This window comes from Micromonospora ureilytica (assembly GCF_015751765.1).
Taxonomy (GTDB): domain Bacteria; phylum Actinomycetota; class Actinomycetes; order Mycobacteriales; family Micromonosporaceae; genus Micromonospora; species Micromonospora ureilytica.
In genome coordinates, this window is the sequence record NZ_JADOTX010000001.1 from 1,399,280 (window position 1) to 1,420,768 (window position 21,489).

At 69.8% G+C, this 21,489-nt stretch carries 23 protein-coding genes; 10 read left to right on the top strand and 13 right to left on the bottom strand.

The window, feature by feature from the left end; translation table 11 throughout:
• Positions 1-110 precede the first annotated feature (110 nt).
• Positions 111-995 (top strand): pyridoxal-phosphate dependent enzyme, encoded by an 885-nt coding sequence (locus IW248_RS06095; protein WP_196926057.1) that lies wholly within the window; start codon positions 111-113, stop codon positions 993-995.
• 76 nt (positions 996-1,071) lie between these two features.
• Here IW248_RS06095 and IW248_RS06100 read toward each other — a convergent pair whose 3' ends face one another.
• Positions 1,072-1,917, bottom strand: a complete 846-nt coding sequence (locus IW248_RS06100; protein WP_196926058.1) for an NAD(P)H-binding protein — start codon at positions 1,915-1,917, stop codon at positions 1,072-1,074.
• Between the two features lie 98 nt (positions 1,918-2,015).
• Between IW248_RS06100 and IW248_RS06105 the strand changes: the two genes are divergently transcribed.
• Both IW248_RS06105 and IW248_RS06110 read left to right on the top strand, forming a co-directional pair.
• A complete protein-coding gene (locus IW248_RS06105; RefSeq protein ID WP_196926059.1) occupies positions 2,016-2,483 on the top strand; it encodes a MarR family winged helix-turn-helix transcriptional regulator in 468 nt (155 codons plus the stop codon).
• A 91-nt stretch (positions 2,484-2,574) separates the two neighbouring features.
• A complete protein-coding gene (locus tag IW248_RS06110; RefSeq protein WP_196926060.1) occupies positions 2,575-3,204 on the top strand; it encodes a VOC family protein in 630 nt (209 codons plus the stop codon).
• 207 nt (positions 3,205-3,411) lie between these two features.
• Here the strand turns inward: IW248_RS06110 and IW248_RS06115 are convergent, their stop codons facing one another.
• Positions 3,412-4,344 (bottom strand): SMP-30/gluconolactonase/LRE family protein, encoded by a 933-nt coding sequence (locus IW248_RS06115; protein WP_196926061.1) that lies wholly within the window; start codon positions 4,342-4,344, stop codon positions 3,412-3,414.
• A 100-nt stretch (positions 4,345-4,444) separates the two neighbouring features.
• Here IW248_RS06115 and IW248_RS06120 point away from each other — a divergent pair, with 100 nt between their 5' ends.
• The gene (locus IW248_RS06120) at positions 4,445-4,918 is read left to right on the top strand and encodes an Lrp/AsnC family transcriptional regulator (RefSeq protein WP_196926062.1); all 474 of its coding nucleotides are present in this window, start codon (positions 4,445-4,447) and stop codon (positions 4,916-4,918) included.
• A 145-nt stretch (positions 4,919-5,063) separates the two neighbouring features.
• Complete coding sequence (locus IW248_RS06125) at positions 5,064-5,624, top strand: dihydrofolate reductase family protein (RefSeq protein WP_196926063.1); 561 nt, start codon at positions 5,064-5,066, stop codon at positions 5,622-5,624.
• Positions 5,625-5,741: 117 nt separating this feature from the next.
• Here the strand turns inward: IW248_RS06125 and IW248_RS06130 are convergent, their stop codons facing one another.
• Genes IW248_RS06130 through IW248_RS06140 form a run of 3 tightly spaced genes read right to left on the bottom strand, consistent with a single transcriptional unit; the run spans position 5,742 to position 7,827 of the window.
• On the bottom strand, positions 5,742-6,539 hold the full coding sequence (locus IW248_RS06130; RefSeq protein ID WP_124819236.1) for an ABC transporter permease: 798 nt from the start codon (positions 6,537-6,539) through the stop codon (positions 5,742-5,744).
• Complete coding sequence (locus IW248_RS06135) at positions 6,536-7,465, bottom strand: ABC transporter ATP-binding protein (RefSeq protein ID WP_196926064.1); 930 nt, start codon at positions 7,463-7,465, stop codon at positions 6,536-6,538. The genes IW248_RS06130 and IW248_RS06135 overlap by 4 nt, the downstream gene beginning before the upstream one ends.
• On the bottom strand, positions 7,462-7,827 hold the full coding sequence (locus IW248_RS06140; RefSeq protein WP_196926065.1) for a hypothetical protein: 366 nt from the start codon (positions 7,825-7,827) through the stop codon (positions 7,462-7,464). The genes IW248_RS06135 and IW248_RS06140 overlap by 4 nt, the downstream gene beginning before the upstream one ends.
• A 65-nt stretch (positions 7,828-7,892) precedes the next feature.
• Between IW248_RS06140 and IW248_RS06145 the strand changes: the two genes are divergently transcribed.
• Together IW248_RS06145 and IW248_RS06150 are read left to right on the top strand one after the other, a co-directional pair.
• Positions 7,893-8,294, top strand: coding sequence for a GntR family transcriptional regulator (locus tag IW248_RS06145; RefSeq protein ID WP_124819230.1), 402 nt, complete (start codon positions 7,893-7,895; stop codon positions 8,292-8,294).
• Positions 8,291-9,412 carry a DUF1648 domain-containing protein gene (locus IW248_RS06150; protein WP_196926066.1) on the top strand — a complete coding sequence of 374 codons (1,122 nt, stop codon included), beginning with the start codon at positions 8,291-8,293 and terminating at the stop codon, positions 9,410-9,412. Before IW248_RS06145 ends, IW248_RS06150 begins: the two co-directional genes overlap by 4 nt.
• A 15-nt stretch (positions 9,413-9,427) precedes the next feature.
• On the opposite strand, the gene IW248_RS06155 is transcribed toward IW248_RS06150, so the two are convergent.
• Positions 9,428-10,036: a TetR/AcrR family transcriptional regulator gene (locus IW248_RS06155; RefSeq protein ID WP_307787783.1), complete on the bottom strand. Its 609-nt coding sequence runs from the start codon at positions 10,034-10,036 to the stop codon at positions 9,428-9,430.
• 117 nt (positions 10,037-10,153) lie between these two features.
• Between IW248_RS06155 and IW248_RS06160 the strand changes: the two genes are divergently transcribed.
• The gene (locus tag IW248_RS06160) at positions 10,154-11,164 is read left to right on the top strand and encodes an aldo/keto reductase (RefSeq protein ID WP_196926067.1); all 1,011 of its coding nucleotides are present in this window, start codon (positions 10,154-10,156) and stop codon (positions 11,162-11,164) included.
• Positions 11,165-11,167: 3 nt separating this feature from the next.
• Here IW248_RS06160 and IW248_RS06165 read toward each other — a convergent pair whose 3' ends face one another.
• Positions 11,168-11,995, bottom strand: coding sequence for a GNAT family N-acetyltransferase (locus IW248_RS06165; RefSeq protein ID WP_196926068.1), 828 nt, complete (start codon positions 11,993-11,995; stop codon positions 11,168-11,170).
• Positions 11,996-12,002: 7 nt separating this feature from the next.
• Positions 12,003-13,583 (bottom strand): helix-turn-helix transcriptional regulator, encoded by a 1,581-nt coding sequence (locus tag IW248_RS06170; RefSeq protein WP_196926069.1) that lies wholly within the window; start codon positions 13,581-13,583, stop codon positions 12,003-12,005.
• A 198-nt stretch (positions 13,584-13,781) separates the two neighbouring features.
• Here IW248_RS06170 and IW248_RS06175 point away from each other — a divergent pair, with 198 nt between their 5' ends.
• Both IW248_RS06175 and IW248_RS06180 read left to right on the top strand, forming a co-directional pair.
• Positions 13,782-14,036: a hypothetical protein gene (locus IW248_RS06175; RefSeq protein WP_196926070.1), complete on the top strand. Its 255-nt coding sequence runs from the start codon at positions 13,782-13,784 to the stop codon at positions 14,034-14,036.
• Positions 14,037-14,049: 13 nt separating this feature from the next.
• Positions 14,050-15,183 (top strand): cupin domain-containing protein, encoded by a 1,134-nt coding sequence (locus tag IW248_RS06180; RefSeq protein ID WP_196926071.1) that lies wholly within the window; start codon positions 14,050-14,052, stop codon positions 15,181-15,183.
• Between the two features lie 48 nt (positions 15,184-15,231).
• Here the strand turns inward: IW248_RS06180 and IW248_RS06185 are convergent, their stop codons facing one another.
• The 5 genes from IW248_RS06185 to IW248_RS06205 all read right to left on the bottom strand — a co-directional run bounded on the left by IW248_RS06185 (position 15,232) and on the right by IW248_RS06205 (position 21,424).
• Positions 15,232-16,707, bottom strand: coding sequence for a PepSY-associated TM helix domain-containing protein (locus IW248_RS06185; protein ID WP_196926072.1), 1,476 nt, complete (start codon positions 16,705-16,707; stop codon positions 15,232-15,234).
• Positions 16,708-16,831: 124 nt separating this feature from the next.
• Complete coding sequence (locus tag IW248_RS06190; RefSeq protein WP_307787786.1) at positions 16,832-18,937, bottom strand: bifunctional copper resistance protein CopD/cytochrome c oxidase assembly protein; 2,106 nt, start codon at positions 18,935-18,937, stop codon at positions 16,832-16,834.
• Between the two features lie 57 nt (positions 18,938-18,994).
• Positions 18,995-19,561, bottom strand: a complete 567-nt coding sequence (locus tag IW248_RS06195) for a copper resistance CopC family protein (protein ID WP_196926073.1) — start codon at positions 19,559-19,561, stop codon at positions 18,995-18,997.
• 22 nt (positions 19,562-19,583) lie between these two features.
• Positions 19,584-20,729 (bottom strand): Dyp-type peroxidase, encoded by a 1,146-nt coding sequence (locus tag IW248_RS06200; protein WP_372432755.1) that lies wholly within the window; start codon positions 20,727-20,729, stop codon positions 19,584-19,586.
• Positions 20,730-20,821: 92 nt separating this feature from the next.
• On the bottom strand, positions 20,822-21,424 hold the full coding sequence (locus IW248_RS06205) for a copper chaperone PCu(A)C (RefSeq protein WP_196926075.1): 603 nt from the start codon (positions 21,422-21,424) through the stop codon (positions 20,822-20,824).
• Positions 21,425-21,489 lie beyond the last annotated feature (65 nt).

Below are 21,489 nucleotides of genomic sequence, written 5' to 3' on the forward strand. Positions count from 1 at the left end.
GTTATGACCGTCACGCTTCGCGAGAAGCCGGCATGGCTGGCATTTGGCCGTGGCGCTGCCTGTGGCGTTGTGCAGCTGCGTACCGAACTGTGGGGTGATTAGCTGCACGGATGATCACACCCGTTCCCCTCGGTACGTGGCCGACGCCGTTGGAGGCCGCGCCCCGGCTTGCCGCCCGGCTGGGGCTGGCCGAGCTCTGGTTCAAGCGTGACGACCTCAACGGCCTCGGGGGAGGCGGCAACAAGATCCGCAAGCTCCAGTACACCTGCGCGCAGGCGATCGCCGACGGCGCCACCACGCTGATCACCTCCGGGGCGCCGCAGAGCAACCACGCACGGCTCACCGCTGCCGCGGCCGCGAGGCTTGGCCTCTCCTGCGTGCTGGTGCTCGCCGGCCCGCCCCCGGAGAGCAGGCGAGGCAACCTGCTGCTCGACGGGCTCGCCGGCACGGAGATCGTCTGGGCCGGAGACGGTCCGCTCGCCGAGGTGGTGGCGGTCGAGGCGGAGCGACGATCGGCGTACATCATCCCGTTCGGCGGCACCTCACCCGCGTCGATCCAGGGTTATGTGGACTGTGGTCGGGAGCTGCGGGCCCAGCTGCCGACCGTCGACGGGGTCGAGGTGGTGGCGGCGCTCGGCTCCGGCGGGACGATGGCCGGTCTGGTGCGGGAGTTGGGTGCGCAGCGGGTGATCGGCGTGGATGTCGGCGCCGTGCCGGACCCCCGGGCGACCGTCGCCGGGCTGCTCGTCGGCGAGGTCGAGCCGGACGCGCTGCGGATCGACGGTACCCAGGTGGGTGCCGGGTACCGCACGCTGACCGACGCCGTGCGGGCGGCGCTGGAGGTGACCGCGCGAACGGAGGGGGTCTTCCTGGACCCGACGTACACCGGTCGGGCGATGGCGGCGCTGTTGGCCGGCAGCTTCCCGCGCGGCGACCGGGTCGTCTTCCTGCACAGCGGGGGACTGCCGGGCCTCTTCGGCCACCCCGCGTTGTAGGGGCGCCAGCCGGCACGCACCGCGGTGCCCTCCGATGGAATCGCTCCGGAGGGCACCGCGCCGAGCTGTCGACGGATCAGACGCTGGCGAAGTGCTCACGGTGATCGCGGGCGAACTCGGCGAAGGTCCGCGGCTGCCGGCCGACGATCCGCTCGACATGGTCGTTGGTGAAGTCGCCCCACCCGGAGCCGTAGGCGACCCGGTACTCGGCGAGGACCTCGGCCGACCACTCGTCGAGGCCGGCCTGGAGCAGACCGTCGCGTGCCTGTTCCGGGCTCTGCGGCACGTAGCGCACCGGCTGGCCGAGCGCGCTGGCGATCTCGTCGGCCGCCTGGTCCAGGGTGATGCTCTCCGGGCCGGTGGGCGTGTAGATCTTGCCCTCGTGCTGCTGTGGCGCGGCGAGGATCGCTGCCCCGGCGGCGGCGATGTCCCGGGCGTCGATCAGGCCGACCTTCGCGGCACCGAAGAGGCCGTAGAGGTGCTCACCGGCCTTGGCGCCGAGCAGGTTCTGCATAAAGTGGCTCGGTCGCAGGATCGTCCAGGGGATGCCCGACGCCTGTAGCTCGGCGTCGGAGAGCGCGTGCAGTCGGCCGTTGCGGGTGGGCGCGTCGTGCGCGGCCCCGATCGCGGAGAGCCGGACGATGTGCCGCACGCCGGCCTGCCGGGCCGCCCACACCGCGTTCATGCTCTGGCTCGGTGCCAGCGGGCCCATCGGCATCAGCAGCCAGAGTGTTGTCACGCCCTCGAACGCCGGGATCAGGGTGGTGGGTCGGTCCAGGTCACCGACGACGTACTCGACCCCGTCGAGCCCCGGCGTGCGCGACGCGTCCCGCACGAGGGCGCGGAGCGGCTGCTTGCCGGCCAGCTCCCGCAGCACCTCCCGCGACACAGTGCCGTTTGCCCCGGTTATCAGAATGGTCATGGTCATCCTCTCGGTCAGGCGGACCGAGGTCGGACCACCGGTCGCCGGCACCGACGATATAGTCCATAAGTTGTACAGTCCAATGATTGGACCAAATTATGAAGCGCAGCACACTGAAGGAACAGGACCCCGACCTCGGGATCCTGGCCGTGCAGCTCTCCGCGCGCGTCCAGCGGGAGATCTTCCGACGCTCCGCCGAGCAGGGGTTTGACGACGTGCGGCCCCGGCACGGCGCGGTCCTCGCGTACCTGGACACCGAGGGCACCCGCCCCGGCGAGCTGGCCCGGCTGGCCGGGCGCAACAAGCAGACGATGGGCGCGATCCTCGACGAGTTGGAGCGACTGGGATACGTCAGGCGTGCGCCCGACCCGGCCGACCGTCGGGCAAAGTTGATCGTGCCGACGGAGCGGGGTCTCAGCTTGATGGCGGCATCCGACGGCTTCGTACACCTGATCGAGCAGCAACTCGCCGACACGCTCGGCCCCGACCGGTACCGCGACTTCAGGGACGCGCTGGCCCGTGGCGTGGCGAGCCTCCCGGCGACCGGCCAGGAGGCCGAGGGCTGAGCTGGCATGTGCCGGAGCCGGGCTGATGCCGGGAAGCCGGCGCCGCGCACTGGCGCAAGCAGTAGCGTGACGATCAGGAAGGGAGGCGGCGATGAGCCCGAAGGTGGCCCAGGGCGACGCGAGTGCGACGTCGCGCATCGAGAGCCTCGACGTCAAGCTTGAGGTGATCGTCATCCCGGTCTCGGATGTCGACCTGTCGAAGACGTTCTACCAACGGCTGGGATGGCGGCTCGACCAGACCCCGCCCGGCATCGTCCAGCTGACGCCGCACGGCTCCGCGTGCTCCGTACAGTTCGGCCCTGGGCTCACGTCGGCAGCGCCCGGCTCGGCCATGGCGTACCTGATCGTGTCCGACATCGAGGCGGCCCGGGACACCCTCGTCGCCGCCGGTGTCGAGGTCGGCGACGTCTTCCATGTCAGCCCGGACGGCCCGGTCGACGGGCCGGACCCGGAGCGGCGCAGCTACGTCTCCCGCGCCACGTTGCGCGACCCGGACGGCAACACCTGGCTGATGCAGGAGATCACGGACAGGCTTCCCGGGCGCATCGAGGGTGGCTTGACGTCGTTCGGCTCCGTGAGCGACCTGGCGAGCGCGCTGCGGCGCGCGGCCGACGCACACGGTGAGCACGAGAAACGTACGGGGGAGCACGACGACAACTGGCCCGACTGGTACGCGGCGTACATGGTGAGCGAGCAGTCGGGGGCGAAGCCGCCCAAGTGAGCCCCGCCCACGGGGTCAGACCCTTACCGATCGGCGTGCTGCCGGTGAGTCATCGTGATGACTCGCTGTACGTGGTGCTCGGCCGCGTGCTGGTCGCCGAGCCGCATGAGCGCGCGGGCGAGCATCCGGCCTGACGCAGCACCCTCGCGTCGAGGCCCAGTTTCCGCGCGAGGTGGTGCCGGGTCCGCCCGGCGGTCGCGATGTCGTTCATGACCGCTCGATTCCGGACGCCTGGGGGTAGCAGGCGCCGTTGACAGTGACCCGCAACATGTACACGCTGGTCCCGGCGGTGATGAAGAGACAGTTGCGCTTCGGACCCCCGAAGGTGAGGTTGGCGACCGATTCGGGCAACAGGAGCTTGCCGATGAGGGTGCCGTCCGTGTCGAAACAGTGCACGCCGTCCCACGCGGCGGCCCAGACCCGGCCAGCCTCATCCAACCGGACGCCGTCGAAACGTCCGTTGTCGCATTCGGCGAAGATCCTTCCGCCTGTCAGGGCGCCCCCGGCGGCGACGTCGAAGACGCGGATGTGGCTGGGTTCCTGCCGAGTGTCCGCAATGTACAGCTGCTGCTCGTCTTGGGAGAAGGCTAGGCCGTTGGGGCGGCAGAAGTCGTCGGCGACCACCCGTAGGTCACCGGTGGCTGGGTCGAGACGGAAGACGTAGCAGGCGCCACCGAACTCGCTGTCGGCCTTGTTGCCCTCGTAGTCGCTGGAGATCCCGTAGCTCGGGTCGGTGAACCAGATCGTGCCGTCGGCGCGCACGACCACATCATTTGGGCTGTTGAACCGCTTGCCCTGGTACCGCTCGGCCAGCACAGTGACGGCACCGTCGTGTTCGGTGCGGGTGACGCGCCGATTGCCCTGCTCGCAGGTGACGAGCCGGCCCTGCCGGTCGATGGTGTTGCCGTTGGCGTAACCGGAGGAGTGGCGGAAGATGCCGACGGCGCCGGTGGTCTCGTCCCAGCGCAGAAGCCGGTCATTGGGGATGTCGCTCCACACCAGGTAGCGCCCGGCCGGGTAGTAGGCCGGGCCTTCGGTCTTGCGTGAGCCGGTGTGTAGGCGTTCGAGGACGAAGTCGCCGTTGATGCACTGGAAGCGTTCGTCGAGCACCTGGAACTGGGCGGGGATGGTCTCAGTCATCGCGGGCTCCTTGTCGTGATCTGATCACCATTCGTCAAGATGCTAACATTTCCGAATCTGATATGGTCAACAGCAGCTTTGCCTAACTCACGTTCTGAAGATGGGGGCTGCGGTGGACGAAATAGACCTGGCGCTGCTGGCGGCGTTGCAGGCCGACGCCACGCAGGCGTATGCGGATCTCGGCAAGAGGGTGGGGTTGTCGGCGGGGTCTGCCCACGAGCGAGTGCGCAAGCTGCGCGAACGGGGGGTCATCCGGCGTACCACCATCGATGTCGACCCAGCCGCCGTCAACTGCGGTGTGCTCGCATTCGTCATGCTTCAGGCCAATGCGTGGATGGGCAATCCGCCGACCCGCGACGCGCTCGCGGCTATCCCCGAGATCCAGGAGGCCCACATCATCGCCGGGTCGGCGTCGCTCCTGGTAAAGGTCCGCACCTCGACCCCCGAGCAGCTACAGGCTGTGCTGCGGCAAGCCTTCGACATCGACGGCGTCACCGGTACCGAGACCATCGTCGTGCTAGAGACCTTCTTCGAACGGCCACTGAACGTTACCGATCCGAACTTGGCCGGGTAGACAAACGGCACTACTCCGCCGCGCGGACATCGATCCGCCTGGTGTTCGCAATATGGCTGGACAAACATTCTTCGGCATGCTCGAAATCGGGTGTCAATAGCATTCAATTCCATCAGTCACCGACTCAACCTGCGGAGGGTATTCGATGGGCAAGTTGCAGTACCAGTGCAGTATGTCGCTCGACGGCTTCATCGCCGGTCCGGACGGAGACATGTCCTGGCTCGCAGACGACTCCGCATCCGAGGACGCCGAAACGGATACGTCCTCGTCCGAGTCGTCCCAGACCAACGAACTTGTGAAACAGGTCGGCGCGGTGCTGAGCGGAAATCGCACTTACCGCGGTGACGACCCCAATGCCGGAACCGAAAAAGAGGGCGGCTACGAAGGGCAGTACACCGGCCCGACCTTCGTGGTCACCCATCACGTACCGAAAGACTCCGAACCCGACGTGACCTTCGTTGACAATCTCGAGAAGGCCATCTCCCTGGCCAAGGAGGCCGCCGGAGACAAACTGGTCAGCGTGCTCGGTGCCAACGTGGCCAAGCAATGCATCGAACTCGGTGTGCTCGACGAAATCCTCGTCTACATCACCCCCGTGCTCCTCGGAGACGGCGTTCGGCTCTTCGACCATCCCGGTGGCTCACTCGTCAAGCTCGAAATCCTGGAAGCGGGCAAGTTGATCGTCCACGGCAAGGTCGTCTACTGACACGAGGCCAGTGGCGCAGGGCGGGGTGTGGGCGACGTCGTTCACCCACACCCCCGCTCTCGAGACCCGAAAGTAGATTCTATTGCGGAACTCACTTCGGGTAATTGTCGGCGGTCTTCAGGTGATGTCGCGGCGAAGCGGGAAGGCGACGGCCAGCGTGGCGGCCAGGAGTGCGTAGCCGGCTAGGACGAGTGCGCCGACCGGGGTGGAAAGGAGTTGCCCGCTTGGCTGTCCTGTTTGCTGGGCCATCGCGTCGGTGAGGTAGCCGAAGTTGGTAAGGGACGCGGTCGCTCCACCTGGGAGAATGGGATACACCGTGCTGACGCCGGGGATGGCGAGGATGGCGAGTTCGATGAAGTAGAGGTAACCGACGACGACGGCGAGTGCGGCGACCTGGTTGCGCAGCAGCGCCCCGATGCCTACTCCCAGCACGGTGTAGATAGCCATGGTCACGACGAGGCGCAGGAGTAGTTCGACAACGGTCGCGGTGCCGAGGCCGATTGGTATGCCTTGGAGGGCAGCGATGCCGTAGAGAGCGAGGCCGGCCGAGATCGCGACGGTGAGTCCGTAGCCCGTGCCCCCGAGGGCGAAGGCGATGAGCTTCGCGGTGAGGATCCGCCATCGTCGCGGCGCGAACAGGAAAGTGGTGCTGATCGTACGGTGTCGATATTCCGAGGTCATGGCGATGGTGCCGAGCACCGCGGGCACCAGCACGGTGACGGTCACGATGCCCAGTACGCTGCGGACGCCGTCCGGGGTCTCCAATCCTGGCATTGGGGGCTGGGCGTTGTGCGGGCCGATGAGAACAATGAGGCCGACCAGCCCGCCGCCGCAGGCCAGCGCGGCAACCAGTGCCCAGAGCCAGAGCCGGGTGGATTGCAGCCGGCGGATCTCGGCCGCGACGAGCGCAATCATGAGAGGGCTCTTTCGGTGTGGGCGGTCAACGTCAGGAAGATTTGTTCCAGACCGGATCGCTCGGGGGTGAGCTCGTGCACGGCCAGGCCATGGGCCGCCGCGAGTTCGGCGATCGCGACGGTGGAGAACCCGGTCACCCGAAGCAGATCCACGCCTTTCCGCTCGATCACCCCGCCGGTGAGGGCGGTCCGCGCGCCTAGGGCGTGTGCGAGCCGCTCGGCCTCGGGCGATCTGACGAGCACGGCGGCGCCGGCCGCGATGGACAGCTCCGCGACGGATGCGGGGGTGACCAGCTGGCCGTCACGAATGACCACGACGTCGGCGGCGATCTGTTCGATCTCGCTGAGGACGTGGCTGGAGACCAGGATGGTGCGGCCCTCGGCGGCGAGCCCCTGCAGCAGGTCTCGTAACCATGCCATCCCCTGGGGATCCAGGCCGTTGCCCGGCTCGTCGAGCAGCAGCACGCGGGGGTCGCCGAGCAGCGCCGTGGCCAGGCTGAGACGTTGTCTCATCCCGGTGGAGTACTCGCCGGCGGGCCGGTCGGCGAACGCGGTCAGCCGCAACTGGTCGAGAACCGCGTCGACCCGGTGGAGTGGCAGGCGGCTCATCGTCGCGTAGATGCGCAGATGATCGCGACCGCTGCACGCCGGGTGGGCGCCGCTGGCGCCGTCGAGCACCGCGCCCACGGTGACCGGCGGCTGCGGCAGGTCACAGTACCGGGTCCCCCCGATGGTCGCGACTCCCGCTGTGGGTTCGACCAGTCCGAGGATCATCCGCATCGTCGTGGTCTTGCCGGCGCCGTTCGGGCCGAGGAAGCCTGTCACCACCCCCGGTGCCACGGAGAACGTGAGATCACTAACCGCGGTTACGGAACCGAAGCGCTTGGTCAACTGTCGCACGTCGATCCGCAGACCGTCCCCGATCACGAGTCGGCCCTCGCGCCGATCTCTTCAGCCACCTTGTCCGCGCTCTTCGTGCTGATCAGCAGTTCTTCGAAGCGTCCGCCCGAGACCTTCCGGTCGAGCGTGACCCGTAGCGCGCCGACGTTGCGCCGGACGGAGACGAGTTGGAGGCTTCCGGTGCCCAGCCCCCAGACACCGACTTTCACCACACCGCTGATCAGGAAGCCCATCCTGCCGCCGCGAACGTGTCCCAGTGGTTTGTCGATGCCCTCGATCCGCCGGACGGCGGCCAGCGGGACGACCAGGCTCGCCCGCCAGACCGCCGGCCGCTCCCATCCGCTGAACCGCACGTGGAGTTCGTTGCCGATGACCTTCATCGTCGCCATGGATCTCCCACCCCTCATCGCTGTGCCATCTGTTCTAGTAAGTGTATATCAGATACCATAGCCAGGTGCTGCTGACTCTTGACCTCGACAGCGAGGTGCCGATCTACCAGCAGATTCGCGACCGGATTGTCGAGGCGATCGCGGACGACGCCCTCACCGAGGGCAGCGCCTTGCCCTCAACCCGGCAGCTCGGCGCAGATCTGGGAATCAACTTCCACACGGTGAGCAAGGCCTACGACCTTCTCCGGGCGCAAGGGATCATCCGCGTCAACCGCAAGAGCGGTGCGGTCGTCCGCCGGGACGTCCGATCCGGACCTCCCGAGCCCGGCTTTGCCGACGAGTGGCAGCAGCGGCTACGCACGCTGCTCGCCGAGGCCCTCGTCCTCGGACTGGACGCCGACGAGGTGATCCGCAGCAGCAACGCGGTCCTCTCCTCGTTCGGCACGAAGGAGGCGACTTCGTCATGACATACCCGACGTTGCTCATCCTGGCCCTGAGCGCGCTAACCACGGCCGCGTTCTGGGCGGCACCGGCGCTCGCTCGGCCCACCTTGCCGTTCGGGGTCCGAATACCAAAGGCACGCGCCGCCGAACCGGTGATCGTGCATGCACGCCGCCGCTACAACCGCGACGTCTTGCTGCTCGGCACAGCGACCTTCGGTGCCCTCCTCGTCGCCGAGCTGGGTCTCGACCGGCATCCCAGACCGGAACTGGTGCTTCCTGTCTCGCTCGCGTGCTACTGCGCGCTGGGCTACCGCGCGCACCGATCGGTCACCGCAGGCAAGCGCGACGGAGACTGGTACGCCGATACCCGTCCGGGAATTACCGCCGACACGTCCCTGCGTACCAACCCGGTACGTCCACCGTGGATACTCCTCACGCCGGCCGTGGCGCTTCTCGGGGTGACCGCCGCTATCGGCGCGTGGCGCTATCGTTATCTGCCCCCGACTCTGCCCACGCCCAACGGGCTGACGGTCGACGCCGGCCGCCGCAGCGCAACAACCGTCAGCTTCGCGTTCGCCACCGTCACCGCGCAGCTGTTGATCATCCTGCTGATCGTGATCCTCACCCTTGCCATCCCACGCGCCCGACCTGAACTCGACGCCGAGCAACCGGTCAGCTCAGCCACCAGGTACCGGGCCTACCTCACCGGCACCCTTCGACTACTGATCATCTCGGCCGGCTGCGCCAACGCGAGCCTGCTCGTGGCTGCCCTGCAGGTCTGGGAGATCCTCGAACCCACACTCGAAGTGACACTCGTCAGCTACCTTCCGCTCGCCGCGGCTATGGCGGCATGGGCGGCCTTCGCCGTCCGCGCCGGCGACGCGGGCCATCGACTGCCCGTCGCCGACGAGCATGACGATGAATCCCGATACGTTCAGCGCGACGACGACGCCTACTGGCACATAGCCGGAATGATCTACCTCAACCGGCGCGACCCCGCCATCCTCGTCCACCGGCGAGCGGGAATGCACTGGACGCTGAACTTCGGTAACCCCCTGAGTTGGGCACTGGTCGCGGTCATCGCCCTCGTCGCACTCCTCGCCAGGCTTGACATCATCGACCTCCCTATCAGCGGGGGCTGACGATGCGCGCCCAGGTCAGCGCAGTCCGCGGATGAGGTTGTCGACAAGGGTGCGGGCGAACTCCTCGGTGAGCGGCAGGTCGGCGATGAGGAGCCGGTGGTAGCAGGCGCCCCACAGTTGGTCGACGACGGATTCGCTGTCGATGTCGGCGCGTAGCTGGCCCCGGGCCATGGCCCGGGTGAGGGTTTCGACGGCGAGGGCCCGACGGGGGCCGGAGTAGCGCTCGCGGTAGGCGGCGGCGAGTTCCGGGTCGGTCTGCGCCTGCCCGATGAGTTGGCTGATGACCCGCCCGGCGGTGGTGTCGCGCACGAGGTGGACGAAGGCGACGAGTTGGTTGGTCAGGTCGGCGACGATGTCGGCGGTGTCGGCGAAGGCCAGGGTGGGCGCGACGACCGTGAAGTAGCCGTCCAGGGCGAGCGCCCCCTTGGAGGGCCACCATTTGTAGATGGTCATCCGGCTGGCTCCGGCGTGGGTCGCGACCTTCTCGATGGTGAAGCCGGCCATGCCCTCGGCCAGCAGGAGTTCACCGGCGGCCGTGAGGATCTCGGCGCGTACCTGATCGGCGGGGCGACGGCCGCGACCACGCCGTGGCGGCGTCTGGGCATCCGGCGTGAGCTCGGCCACTGGTCCTCCCGATTATATGGACACACTGTCTACTTGCTGGTTATATGGACACAGCGTACACAGCGGTGCCCCCCGGATCACGACGCACCGCGACGACGACCGAAGGAGACGAGCGACATGACGGGTCTACGACGGCGACGCTTGGGTACCTCCGGGCCGGAGGTATCGATCATCGGGCTCGGCGCGATGGGCATGTCCGACCTGTACGGGCCGGCCGACGAGGCGGAGAGCATCGCCACGCTGCACGCGGCCATCGACGCTGGTGTGAACCTGATCGACACCGCGGACTTCTACGGGTCGGGTCACAACGAGCTGCTGATCGGCCGGGCGCTGCGGGAGCGTCGCCGGGACGAGGTGGTGCTCAGCGTGAAGTTCGGCGCACGCCGGACACCGGACGGCGGCTTCCAGGCCGCACCGTACGACGTGTCGGCGGCGGCGGTGAAGGACCGGCTGGCGTACTCGCTGCGCCGGTTGGGCACCGACCACATCGACATCTACCGGCCGTCGCGCCTGAACCCGCAGGTGCCGATCGAGGAGACCGTCGGCGCGCTGCTCGAGATGCAGCAGGCCGGTTACATCCGGCACATCGGGCTCTCCGAGGTGGGCGCGGACAGCATCCGCCGGGCCGCGGCGGTGGCGCCGATCAGCGACGTCCAGATCGAGTACTCGCTGCTCTCCCGTGGACCCGAGGCCACGATTCTGCCGACGCTGCGTGAGCTGGGCATCGGGCTGACCGCCTACGGGGTGCTGTCCCGAGGTCTGCTGAGCGGCCACTGGTCGGCGGACCGTGAGCTGCCCGGCACGGACTTCCGAGCGAGAAGCCCACGGTTCCAGAGCGAGCACCTCGCCGCCAACCTGCGGCTCGTGGACGCGCTCGGCCGGGTCGCGCAGCGGCTGGGGGCGACCACGAGCCAGGTGGCGATCGCCTGGGTGGCGGCACAGGGCGAACAGATCGTGCCGTTGGTCGGGGCGCGGCGGCGGGACCGGCTGACCGAGTCGCTGGCCGCTGTCGACCTGGTGCTCGACCAGGACGCGTTGGACGAGATCGAACGCGCCGTGCCGGCCGGTGCCGCCTCCGGCCAGCGGTACGCGACCCCGATGATGGCGTTGCTCGACAGCGAGAGGTGACCCTTAGGCGGTTGCCCGCCAGACCCAGTTGCGGCGTTCGTAGAGCGGCACCAGCCCGGCACGGCGCATGTTGTTCAGCGACGGGTTCTGTTGACCGGGCGCCGGCTTGCCGGTCTCGGCGAACAGCCACCGGCATCCCGCCTCGGCGGCGGCTCGGGCGCGGGCGGCGATCAGCGCCGACTGCGCCCCGAGGCCGCGGTGAGCGGAGGCCGTGGCGGCGGCGTTGAGCGACGCGGCCTCGCGGTGCAGGAACAGGTTGCCGCCCGCCACCAACTCGCCGTCGTTCCAGGCCGCGTACGGTCGCCACGCCGGCTGGCCGACCGTCGCGGCCAGCATCTCGGTGAGCCCACCGCTCGGCATGCCGAACCCGGCGAGCAGCACGTCGGCCCAGCGCCGCGCCTCGTCGGCCGGCACCGGGCCGACGCGCAGGCGGGTCTGCGCCCCGGCGACGTCGCCGGGGCGTCCGGCGAGCTTGACCCAGGTGCTCCCCGGCTCGAGCCCGCGCGCGGCGGCGACCTCGTCGAAGCCCGCGGGCAGCACCGACGGAACGAGCTGGAGGACGGCCTGGTCGACGCCCTGCTCCCGGTAGAAGTCGAGGACGCGATCCAGGATCTGCACGGTGAACGGCTCGGTGGTGCCGAAGCCGAGGGCCTTGCTCCAGTACCCGCCGGAGGGATCGTTGCGCATGGCGAGGGCGACACCGCCGCCGATGCGGGTGGTCGCGATCCCGAGATCGGTGTACGTGGGCCCGGGCGCCTGCGACTCGTAGGAGTGCATGAATTCGCACTCCACGGCTTCGGCGAGCGGGGTCAGGTCGGCTGGTGCGGTCATCGGTTGATTATCGTCTGGTCCGTTCCCAGGCCCGCGCCAACTGCATCCGGTTGTTGATGCCCAGCTTGTGATATATGGAGCGGAGTTGGGTGTCCACGGTGTGGAAGGAGACGAAGAGGCTCCTGGCCGCCTCCTTCTTCGTCGCGCCGGCGGCGAGCATTTCGGCCACCCGCTCCTCGGCGGGGGTGAGCGCGCCGATGCCCCCGCCTGGCGGCCCGTCGATCGACTGCCGGTGGCGCGGGGTGGCGGAGAGGTCGGCGCAGCGCCGGTCGGCAGTTGCCTGGTCGCCCGGGGCGCCGATCCGGGCGTAGAGGGCAGCCGCCTCGTACGCGGCATCGCGCGCCTCCCCGGATCGCAGTCGAGGGTTGTTGGCGAGGTCGAGCAACGCGTCGGCCAGCGCCGGCCGAGCGGCGGTGGTGCGCAGCTTGTCGACTGCCGACCGGAGCGCGTCCGGGTCGCCGTCACGCAACCCCCGGCTCTGGTCCGCCAGCGCCTGCCACAGCGGCACCGGCGTACGGGTGGACACCAGCTCGACCAGTTCGGTGACCCGGCGGGCGGCCTGGGTGTCGCCGGCGGCCACCGCCGCGCGGACCAGTCGGGGGCCGACGTGCGGCACCGGCAGGAGCGGCCGGACCGACCGGTGCAGGTCGGCGACGATCCTGGTGAGGAGGCCGGCGGGCGCACTGAGGGCGGGGTCGCGAACCGCCACGCAGAACGCCAGGCTCCACATCGTCCGGTCGGGCCACCGTTCCTCGGCGAGGCAGGTGCGGAGGATGGCGCGTGCGTCGTCGTGTTCGCCACGGCGGTAGCGGACCTCGCCGATCACCGCGACCAACAGGGCACGCACCCCGCCACTGAGGTCCGCCGAGCCGGAGCTGAGCGCCGTGACGGCCAGTGCGGCCGCCTCGGGCAGCTCTCCCACGGCCACCATGCGCAGGCAGTCCAGCGCGATCAGCCGGGTGCGCGAGACATCGGCCTCGTCGGGCGCCCGGCGGGTGGCGGTCCGCGCGTCCTGATGCCGGCCCAGGCCGAGCTGCACGAGGATCCGTTCGGCCCGGATGGACGAGGCGTCGGCTCGTGCCGCCCAGGAGTCCGGGTCCAGGGCCGCCAGCACGGCCTGGGCGCCCGGCAGATCGCCGTACGCCAGCGAGCGGGCGGCCCGACCGAGGGCGAGGTGGCGAGCGGACGACTGGTCACCCGACGCGGCGTGCGCGGTGCCCGCCTCGCGGAGCAGGGCATCGGTGTCCGGATGTCCCGTGCGGGCCGCGATCGTGGCGACCAGGGCGAGCAGGGTGCTGCGGCTGCGGGCGTCCAGTCGAAGGTTCAGCGCCTCCCGGAGACCGGCGAGAGCGATGGTCGGCTGCTCCAGTGCCACGGTCTGCGCCAGGCGGCCGAGCAGGTGAGCGCGGTGGCGCTCACCGCTGCGACTCGTCGCGATCTCCGCCGCCAGGACGTGGAGGGCCTCCATCCCGCGCCCGGCGAGCCGGAGCTGATCCGCCGTGGCGAACAGCCGGTGCCGTCGTTGCTCGGCGTCGGCGGCGATGTCGTCGGCCGGAAGCGTTCCGGCGGTGAAGGGTGATTCGGACAATGGCGTTCTCCCCGGTTGTTACCAGGCGCGTCAAAATGCCGTCCTACGACCGAGCCTAGCCACGGTGGCAGGTGCCGGCGACCAGATCGACGAACCGGCGCGGTTGCGCCGAATGGCCCTCGCCGTCCGGGATTTGACGTGCGGTAATGGCGCGATCACGTGATGCGACGGTCGGTATTCGGCGCCGATCATCGAACCATGGCCCAGCTCACCGAACTTCCCGGCCTGCATCGGCTCCGGATCGTACTGCTGATGTTCGTCCTCTATGCCGGCACCGGGGCGGGTGGTCACGCTCCGGCGTGGACCCGCCTGGTGCTGATGGCGACCGCGGCGGTGATCCCGGTCGCGATCGCGGTCCAGTACGGCTGGCCCGGAGTGCGTGCCCTGCTGGGGACCTCGTCCCGGCTGCGGGGCGGAGCCGTTGCCGCGTCCCGTCCGATCCAACCCGATTGAGGAGACAGCGATCATGGCGAACAGCGATCCCGAGCCGCGACGCGGCGACCAGGGCGCCGCGCCCTTCGCGGGCCGTAACGTCGAGCTTGAGCGGCAGAACCCGGACCTCCTGGTGCCGCCGACGACCGACAGCCGGCTGGTACCCAACCTCAAGTTCTCGTTCTCGCAGGCGCACACCCGGGTGGAGAAGGGCGGCTGGACCCGGGAGGTCACCAACCGCGACCTCCCGATCGCCAGTCAGTTGTCCGGCGTCCAGTTCGGTCTCGAGCCGGGCGCGTACCGGGAGATCCACTGGCACCAGCAGTCGGAGTGGGCGTACATGCTCAGCGGCAGTTGCCGGATCAGCGCCGTCGACCACGAGGGACGCAACTTCATCGAGGACGTGAAGGCAGGCGATCTGTGGTTCTTTCCGCAGGGTGTGCCACACAACATCCAGGCGTTGGAGAACGGCGCGCAGTTCCTGCTGGTCTTCGACGACGGCGCGTTCTCGGAGAACAACACGTTCCTGCTCAGCGACTTCTTCGCACACACGCCCCGGCACGTCCTGGCCAAGAACTTCGGTTGGACGCTGGACCAGATGGAGAACCTGCCGGAGCGGGAGAAGTACATCTTCCAGGGCGACGTCCCACCGCCCCTGCAACAGGACCGGGTGGTCAGCCCGACCGGTGACATCCCACGAAGCTTCAAGCACCGGATGCTCGCGCAGACCCCGCAGCGCTTCCGTGGTGGAACGGTCCGGATCACCGACTCGACCAACTTCGCCGCCTCCGTGACCACCGCCGCGGCCCTCGTCGAGGTCGAGCCGGGAGGGATGCGCGAGTTGCACTGGCACCCCACCACCGACGAGTGGCAGTACTACATCTCCGGCACCGGGCGGATGGGCGTCTTCGCGTCGCAGGCCGCCGCCCGGACGTTCGACTTCCAGGCCGGTGACGTGGGCTACGTGCCCTTCGCGTACGGCCACTACATCGAGAACACCGGCGACGAGCCGCTGGTGTTCCTGGAGATGTTCCGCCATCCCCGGTTCGAGGACATCTCGGTCATGCAGTGGATGGCCAACACGCCCCACGAGATCATCGCCGACACGATCAACGTGCAGAAGTCGATCGTCGACAGCCTGCCGAACACCAAACAGGTAGTGATCTGAGGCAGGCGTCCGGCCGTCCGTCGTGGAACGGACGGCCGGACCTGTGGATCAGCTCCCGGCGGGTGCCGGGGAGGTGGGAGCCGCGGCAGGTCGTCGGCGTCGAGACACCGCCCCCACCACGACGTCGATGACGAGGAAGGCGAGCAGTGTGAGCCCGAAGAGGGGCAGCGCCCAGCCGATCGCCGCGGTCACCGGTACGCCGATCAGCAGCGCCCAGAGCGGCAGGCCGCGTACGCCGCCGCGGGCCGGCGGGGTCCCGGCGAGGGCGCGGCGGTCGACGCGGGTGGGTCGACGCTGCCACCACATCCGGTAGCCCCAGAAGATGACGCAGAGCAGCCCGAGGGCGAGCGCGGCGAGCAGGATCTGGTTGACCAGGCCGAACAGGATCCCCATGTGGGCCTGGATGCCGAGGCCGCTCAGTTGCGCCAGCAGCGGCCAGTCGGCGAAGTCGCTGCGGGCGGTCACCGTGTTGGAGGACGGGTCGACGGCGATGCGGTCCTTGGCGACCGGCCAGGTGTTGTCGACCTGCGTGACGGTCCAGGCCGAGCCGGGCTCCGGCGCGGGAGTGATCTCGACCGGACCGGCGAGGCCCGCGTCGCGAGCGACCGTCAGGACCCGATCGAAGGCCGCCGACTCGACGACCCCGCCCGCCCCGGCGGCCCCGTGCTCGTGGCCCCCGCCGGTCTCGGCAGGGGCGGTGGGGCCGATGGTGAGGCTGGTGGAGATCTCCGGAGTGCGGGCGCTCAGCGCGTCGAGACCGGCGGCGAAGTTCGCACCGGCGTAGCGGGACCAGGTCAACCCGGTGACCGAGAGGAACAGGAGCCCGACGGTGAGCCAGATGCCGGTGGTGGCGTGCCACCCTCGGGTGCGGCGGACACCCTTGCCGGTGGACAGGTCCGGCACCAGCAGATGCCGGGCGGCGGCTCGGGCGGCGCCGCGCCGACGCCACCAGAGGATGACTCCGCCGAGCGCCATCACCCACAGCCAGCTCGCGGCCAGCTCGGAGTAGTTCTCGCCCACCGGGCCCAGATGCAGGTGGCGGTGCAGGTCGTCCAACCAGGTGGTGGCCGGCGTGGACCCGAACCAGGTGGTGAGCTGCCCCTGCGACTCGGCGGTGTACGGGTTGATGTAGACGGTGTGCTGGTTCTCGCCGAGCTCGGGTAGGGAGAAGACCACCTTGGTGGTCCGGTCGCCGTCGCCGGGTTGCACTGTGGTGATGCTGCCGTCCGGGTGCGCGTTGCGCGCGGCCCCGATCTGCTCGGCCAGCGGCAGCTGACGGTCACCCACCTGGGCGACGGTCAGCTGGTCGCCGTAGAGGATCGTGTCGAGCTGCGGGGTGGTGGTGAAGGCCAGGCCGGTCAGTGCGGCGACCACCAGGAACGGGGCGACGAGGATGCCGGCGTAGAAGTGCAGCCGCAGCAGCAGCGCGCCGAACGGTGTCGTACGCCGGGCGGGTCGGGCCGGTTTCTCGGCGGTCGTGGAAGGTTCCGGCGTCGGCGTGCCGGACAACTCGGTAAGAGACATGGTGATCCGATCGGAAGAGTCGGGAAGCACCCGAAGGCGTTTCCCGTACTGGTCTGGTCGCCCGGTTACGTGCCGCGTCGGCTCTGACTGATAGTCGGGGGAGAGACGCCCGTGGTTCCCGAAGTCAGGACTGGTCCGGCCGGACCGTGCGGCGCGGATCGCCGTCGGTCCGTCCGGCGGCGGCGAGGAACGCGTTGTAGCGGGCCAGGTCGTCCTCCGCGCCGGTGGCGTCGGCGCGGTCGGCAGCCCGGTCGAGGCGGCCCTGTTCCCGCTGGTCGGCGCGAATCCACTGGCGAATCAGGACGATCATGACGACGACGGCGGGCAACTCGCCGAACGCCCAGGCGATGCCGGCGCCGAGCTGCTGATCGGCCAGCAGCGACGACGCCCAGGTGGGGTGCACAGCGATGTACCAGTCGGGCGCGATGACGGTGGTCGTCTGCATGAGGACCAGGCCGAAGAAGCCGTGCGCCATCATCGACGCCAGGTGGATGATCACCAGCAGGGGATGGGGGAGGCGCCGGCGGCCCGGGTCGACACCGATGAGCACCCAGAACAGCAGATAGCCCGCGACCACGAAGTGGGTGAGCATCGCGAGGTGACCGAGGTGGGAGCGCATCAGCACGCCGAGCAGGTCGCTGAAGTACAGGCCGAACAGGCTGGCGGTGTAGATGCCCAGCGCGACGAGCGGGTGCGTGAGCACCCTGGTGGCGCGGCTGTGCACCGCGATCAGCAACCACTCCCGGGCGCCGCGTACCTGCGGGTCGGATGGTCGACGCAGGGCGCGTAGGGCGAGGGTGACCGGTGCGCCGCCGACCAGCAGGATCGGCACCAGCATCGACAACACCATGTGCTGGGCCATGTGCGCGCTGAACAGCACGTACGCGTAGCGGGCCACGCCGAGGTTGGTGACCGCCGCCAACAGGAGCAACCCGGCCAGCCAACTCGCCGTCCGGGCGACCGGCCAGCGGTGCCCGCGCGCGTGCATCCGGCGCACCCCGGCCAGGTACCCGCCGACACCGAGCGCGCAGAGGGTCAGGAAGAACATGTCCGGCAGCGGCTGACCGAGCAGATTGGGTGCGGTGGGTGCGGTGGGCATCGGGAAGCCGAGCAACTCGGTGATCGGGTCGGCGTCGACGCCGGATTCGGCGACGGGGGTGGGGCTGCGCGAGAGCGCCACCGCCAACCCCACGGTGGCCGCGAAGACGATCAGTTCACCGGCGGCCAGTCGGCCGAACGCCCACCGCCTTCCGGCGCGCAACGCCGGCAGGGTGCGGGAGCGGTGTGCCGCGCCGAGCACGCCGAGGATCAGCAGGGCAGCGAGCTTGCCGAGGACCAACCAGCCGTAGCGGGACTGCCAGAGCTGGTCGACAGCACCGAGGCGGACGGCGGCGTTGGCCAGCCCGCTGACCGCCACCGCGACGAAGCAGCCCAGCGCGAGGCGACTGTACCGAGCGGCGGCGTCGGGCAGTAGCCGACTGCGCCGTACCAGCAGCAGGGCGACGAGAGCACCGACCCACACCGCCGCGGCCAGGATGTGCAGGGCCAGGCTGGTGACGGCGATCTGGTGGTTACCGGCACCGGCGGAGTGCCCGGTGAAGGCCGGAGGCAGCACCGCCACCAGGGCCAGGACCGCGACGGTCGCGGCGAGCCCCCGGGACACTCCGAATCGGGCCAGCAGTGCCACGGTCAGGGCCAGTCCGGCCTGCAGGGTGACCGACTGACCCTGCGAGATGGTGGTGGCGAAACTGAGGACCGTCGCGGGTTCGAGCGTCTCCAGCGGTTGGCCGAGCAGGTCCGAAACCGTCAACACCATCAGCGCCAGTGCCGTGACTGCCCACGCCAGCGCCGTGAGGCTCGCTCGCCGCAGGAGCAGGTAGCCGTGCGGCGAGACGCTGCGTCCATCACCGGGCAGCAGGAAGGCGGCGGTCACCAGCATGCCGACGGTGACGGTGGCGAGACCGTCGGACAGCAGCCGGAACACGGGTAGTGCCCGGGCCGTGATCGGGCCCGCGTCGGGGAGACCCGGGATCGCGGCCGTGAGCGCACCCCCGACCCGGAGGCCGAGCACCAACAGGGTGATCCCCGCAGCGACGACGGCGACCGTGACCACCCAGCCGGATCCGTCAGGCCCCTTCGGTCGGACGGCGGACGGGGCTGGGCCGGTCAGGGCTGGATCGGCCGGGGTTTCCGAGGCGGTGGCGAACTGCAGTGGTTCTGTGTGGGACACGTGTTGACCTTGACTGGTGAGGTGATGGTGCGACCCGACCGCACGGGACGGGTCGGATCAGCGTCGGGCCGCCCGCCGCCACAGGAGCCCCGCCGTGGCCAGGACGAGGAGCACCAGCGCGGCACCCGCGACGAGTACACCGGCGTTCGGACCCCCGTCGGGCTCCACTGCGGCGGCGGCGGACGGGGTGGACGCTGACGCGCTGACGTTGGCGACCGGCGCGGCGCTGGACGTGGGATCGGCCACCGTGAACGGGTACGACCCCTGAACCGGGTGACCGTCGGCGGAGACGACCCGGTAGGCGACCGTGTATGTCCCGTTGGGCAGTGTGTCGGTCACCTGGACCGTGCTCTTCGCTCCGGTGACCACCGGTTCGCCGGTGGGCAGCTTCCGCTTGGCGGCGTCGCTGAGCACGATCGTGGTGAACGTGGGGTCGAGCCGCTGCATGAATTCGAGCGTGACCTCGGTCGGTGCGCTCGGCACTGTCGCGTCCCGAGCGGGCGTGGCCGTCTTGAGCGAGTTGTGCGCCCAGGCCGGGCTGGCCGGGATGAGCAGCGCCACGAGGACGGCGAGCGCCGCCGCGCCGAGCCGGACGGCGATAGGGCGGGACGGCGGTACGGTCATGACGAAGCTCCGGTTGGTGTGGTCATCCGAGCACCTGCTCGCCGACCCATCCTCCCGGTTGGCAACCGGGCGGGATGGCGAAGACGGCGGACCCGATCGGGGTGGTCCATTCGTTGAGCAGGTCCCGGTCGGCCAGCCGGCGTTGGATGGGCAGGTACTGCCGGGCGATGTCGGCCTGGTACGAGGTGAAGATCAGACCGCTGTCGGCGTGACCCTCGGCCGTCGGCACACCGTCGTAGTTGTAGGGCCGGCGCAGGATCTTCAACCGGTCGTCGGTGACGTGGGCGCGGGTCATGTGCGAGAAGTCGGGGATGACGGTGAGGCCGTCCGGGCCGGTGGCGGCGAAGTCGGGTTCGTCGTGTTCGGCGCTGCCGGTGAGCGGGGCGCCCGTGTCGAGGCGTCGGCCGACGGCTAGTTCGCGGTCGGTTCGGCCGAGCAGGTCCCAGGTTTCCATGTTCATGCTGATCCGCCGGAGCACCAGTGTGGTGCTGTCACGCAGCCACGCCGGGCCGTCCGGCACCCAGAGGGCGGTGTCCATGGGCGTGCCCGGTCGGGGGTTGGCGGTGCCGTCGAGCTGACCGAACAGGTTGCGTTGGGTGTGGCCGCCCGGTTCGACGCCGGGGCTGCGCCGGAAGCCCTGTTGGACCCACCGCACGGTGGCGAACGGTCGGCTGTCCTTGACCAGGACTCGTTGGGTGTGGGCGACGGTGATCGCGTCGTCCGCGCAGATCTGGAGCAGCAGGTCACCGCCGGACCAGGCCGGCTGGAGCCGGTCGATGCGGAACGCGGGTAGGTCGGTCACCGACGCCGGCTGCCGATCGTCGACGCCGGCCGCCCGGTACAGGCCGGGCCCGAAGCCGAAGGTGACTGTCAGCCGTGCCGGCAGCAGCCCGAGTTCGGCCTCGGTGTCGGCCAGAGCGGGTCGGCCCTGGGTGAGCCGGGAGGCGTCGTCGGTGAGCAACCGCAACATCCGACCCAGCGCGGTCCGGTCGGTGCCGGGCCGCAGGGTGAGCGCCACGAACGACGCGTGCGCCTGCGGTTCGGCGGCCACCCCGGCCTGCCGGGCGCCGTGGAACGGCTCGACCAGGCCGCCGACGCTCGCCACCGGCGTCACGTCGGTGCCGACCGCGTCGGGTCGCCCGGACCCGTCGGCACGCGTCGTGGCGATCGCGGCACCGCCGGCCACGGCACCGCCGACGGCGAGAGCCCCGCCGGTGAGCAGACCGCGCCTGCTCACCGGCCGGGCAGTTGGCGTGTCGGTCACGACTTCGGGCTCATGCTCATCTCCGGCGTGGCGCTCATGCCGGTCATCGGCTCGCCGTGCCCGGGGGCGTAGCTCTCCTGCGCGCCGGTGAACGGCTTGGCCACGGCGCGGAACTGCTGGGTCTTGCCGTCGGCGAAGGTCAGGGTGAAGGTCACCTCGTCGCCGGCCTGAACGGGCTTGGTGAGGTTCATCAGCATGAGGTGGTCGCCGCCGGGCTCCAACGCGTGCGAGCTCTTGGCCTTGATCACGATGCCGCCCTGCTTCGCCCGCATGACCATCTTGCCGTCCTTCATGGCCATCTCGTGCAGCTCCATCGGCGACAGGGAGGTCGTGGCGCTTGTCACCGTGACATCGGCGTCGCCGTCGTTGACCAGGGTCCCGAAGGCGGCCGTCATGCCCTTGTCGGCCGCCTTCACCCACGGGTCACGAATGCCGAGCACACCAGCGTCCGGGTTGGCCGAGGTCGACGCGGACGGGCCCGCCTGCGCTTTCGACGGAGAGTCGGACGAGCCGCAACCGGCGGCGCCCACCGTCAGAATGGCGGCGGCGAGGACGGCGGCCGAACGGCGGCCGGGAGCGAATGGGCTGGTGGTGCGCATGTGTTCTTCCTCCGATGGTTGCTGCTGGGAGGTTGGTCGGTCGCAGCAGGGAGAAAGTTCCGGAC

Bases quoted from the DNA above. Each gene is read 5' to 3' on its own strand.
- IW248_RS06100 (WP_196926058.1), bottom strand. From the start codon at position 1,917: ATGACCATTCTGATAACCGGGGCAAACGGCACTGTGTCGCGGGAGGTG.
- IW248_RS06140 (WP_196926065.1), bottom strand. From the start codon at position 7,827: ATGGCGACGATGAAGGTCATCGGCAACGAACTCCACGTGCGGTTCAGC.
- IW248_RS06110 (WP_196926060.1), top strand. From the start codon at position 2,575: ATGAGCCCGAAGGTGGCCCAGGGCGACGCGAGTGCGACGTCGCGCATC.
- IW248_RS06105 (WP_196926059.1), top strand. From the start codon at position 2,016: ATGAAGCGCAGCACACTGAAGGAACAGGACCCCGACCTCGGGATCCTG.
- IW248_RS06115 (WP_196926061.1), bottom strand. From the start codon at position 4,344: ATGACTGAGACCATCCCCGCCCAGTTCCAGGTGCTCGACGAACGCTTC.
- IW248_RS06195 (WP_196926073.1), bottom strand. From the start codon at position 19,561: ATGACCGTACCGCCGTCCCGCCCTATCGCCGTCCGGCTCGGCGCGGCG.
- IW248_RS06175 (WP_196926070.1), top strand. From the start codon at position 13,782: ATGGCCCAGCTCACCGAACTTCCCGGCCTGCATCGGCTCCGGATCGTA.
- IW248_RS06205 (WP_196926075.1), bottom strand. From the start codon at position 21,424: ATGCGCACCACCAGCCCATTCGCTCCCGGCCGCCGTTCGGCCGCCGTC.
- IW248_RS06185 (WP_196926072.1), bottom strand. From the start codon at position 16,707: ATGTCTCTTACCGAGTTGTCCGGCACGCCGACGCCGGAACCTTCCACG.
- IW248_RS06095 (WP_196926057.1), top strand. From the start codon at position 111: ATGATCACACCCGTTCCCCTCGGTACGTGGCCGACGCCGTTGGAGGCC.
- IW248_RS06125 (WP_196926063.1), top strand. From the start codon at position 5,064: ATGGGCAAGTTGCAGTACCAGTGCAGTATGTCGCTCGACGGCTTCATC.
- IW248_RS06160 (WP_196926067.1), top strand. From the start codon at position 10,154: ATGACGGGTCTACGACGGCGACGCTTGGGTACCTCCGGGCCGGAGGTA.
- IW248_RS06165 (WP_196926068.1), bottom strand. From the start codon at position 11,995: ATGACCGCACCAGCCGACCTGACCCCGCTCGCCGAAGCCGTGGAGTGC.
- IW248_RS06180 (WP_196926071.1), top strand. From the start codon at position 14,050: ATGGCGAACAGCGATCCCGAGCCGCGACGCGGCGACCAGGGCGCCGCG.
- IW248_RS06150 (WP_196926066.1), top strand. From the start codon at position 8,291: ATGACATACCCGACGTTGCTCATCCTGGCCCTGAGCGCGCTAACCACG.
- IW248_RS06120 (WP_196926062.1), top strand. From the start codon at position 4,445: ATGGGGGCTGCGGTGGACGAAATAGACCTGGCGCTGCTGGCGGCGTTG.
- IW248_RS06130 (WP_124819236.1), bottom strand. From the start codon at position 6,539: ATGATTGCGCTCGTCGCGGCCGAGATCCGCCGGCTGCAATCCACCCGG.